The sequence below is a fragment of the Rhizobacter sp. P2_H2 genome (assembly GCF_056403375.1).
Window position 1 is genome coordinate 1 of the sequence record NZ_JBFUFP010001151.1, and the last position, 1,651, is coordinate 1,651.

2 protein-coding genes are annotated in these 1,651 nt (G+C 65.5%); both read left to right on the forward strand.

Features of this window, described 5'->3' with window-relative positions:
• The coding region (locus tag AC1D15_RS31035) for a cyclic peptide export ABC transporter (protein ID WP_477829060.1) at window positions 1-974 on the forward strand (974 nt) is incomplete at its 5' end.
• 60 nt (window positions 975-1,034) lie between these two features.
• Entirely contained in the window at window positions 1,035-1,382 is a 348-nt protein-coding gene (locus AC1D15_RS31040; RefSeq protein ID WP_082004494.1) for a GFA family protein, read from the forward strand.
• Window positions 1,383-1,651 lie beyond the last annotated feature (269 nt).

The following is a 1,651-nucleotide window of genomic DNA, read 5'->3' on the forward strand; positions in this document are numbered from 1 at the left end:
CGGTCAACCAGCGCGCGATCAACACCTACGTGGTCGGCAGCGCGTTCGGCTCGGCGCTGTTCTTCCTGCTGATCGCGGTGATCCTCGGCTGGGCCGCGGCGAGCACGGTGGCGCCGGCGGTGCTGAGCGGCTTCGTGCTGGTGCTGCTGTTCCTGAAGGGGCCGATCGACCAGCTGGTGGGCGTGCTGCCGAACATCGGGCGCGCGAAGGTGGCGTTCCAGCGCATCGGCGACCTGTCGCTGCGCTTCGCGACGCCCGAGCCGCATCTGCACCTGGACCGGCCGGCCGGTGAGGTGACGTTCGCCGATTCGATCGAGCTGCGCGGCGTGCGCTATGCGTTCGATGCGCCGGAGGGCGGCGGCGAGGCCTTCGTGCTCGGCCCGATCGACCTGGTGCTGCGCCGCGGCGAGCTGGTCTTCATCGTCGGCGACAACGGCTCGGGCAAGACGACGCTGATCAAGCTGCTGCTCGGGCTGTATGCGCCGCAGCAGGGCGAGCTGCGGCTGGACGGCCGGCCGGTGACCGATGCGACGCGCGACGACTACCGGCAGCTGTTCACGACGGTGTTCTCCGATTTCTACCTGTTCCAGGACCTGGCCGGCGAGGGCGGGGCGCCGCAGCCGCTGCCGCAAGCGGCGCAGCCCTACCTGGAGCGGCTGGAGATCGCGCACAAGGTGTCGGTGCGCGACGGCGCGTTCAGCACCACCGACCTGTCGACCGGCCAGCGCAAGCGGCTGGCGCTGGTGCATGCGTGGCTCGAAGGCCGGCCGGTGCTGGTGTTCGACGAATGGGCGGCCGACCAGGACCCGGCTTTCCGCCACCTGTTCTACACCGAGCTGCTGCCCGAGCTGCGCGCGAAGGGGCACCTGGTGGTCGTGATCTCGCACGACGACCGGTATTTCCATGTGGCGGATCGGGTGGTGCGGATGGGGGCGGGGAGGGTGGAAGAGGAGGCTGTGGCGATCGCGGCGTGATAGCGTTTGACCGGAGCGTGCATCATTGCGTTCGCAAGTTTGCTCAACGGGAGAACTGCCATGAAACACCAGGGAAGCTGCCACTGCGGCAACGTCGCCTTTGAAGTCGAAGGCGAGATCAAGGGCGCGATGTCTTGCAACTGCTCCATGTGCCAACGAAAGGGCTCGCTTCTTTGGTTCGTGCCCAGAGACTCGCTGAAGGTCTCCACCCCGGAGGACGCATCTCGCGTCTACTTGTTCAACAAGCATCTGCTGAAGCACCGCTTCTGCCCGGCCTGCGGTATCCACCCTTACGCGGAAGGCAAGGATCCAAAGGGCAATGACATGGCTGCGATCAATATCCGATGCTTGGAAGGCATCGATCTCGCATCTGTTCCGGTCACGCACTTCGATGGGCGATCTAGGTGACGATCGCCGCCTCGGTTGCGCATGCAGTGGTGACTTCTCCGTGACCGACCTGAAGCCGGAGTTCTCCGCATCAATGCTGCCATGAGGAACCCTTCAATCTGCCCGGTGTGTCAGTCGCGCGAACTCGTCGAAGGGCGAATCCTTGCTGATGGCTCAGAAAGCGGTGCCGCCGAGAAATTCTTCCCGAGCGGGCTGCGCTTCCTGTTGCTGAGGCGATCCGTGCGGTTGACAGGCAGGGAGGCTTTCAGAGCTTGCACGGACTGCGGGCA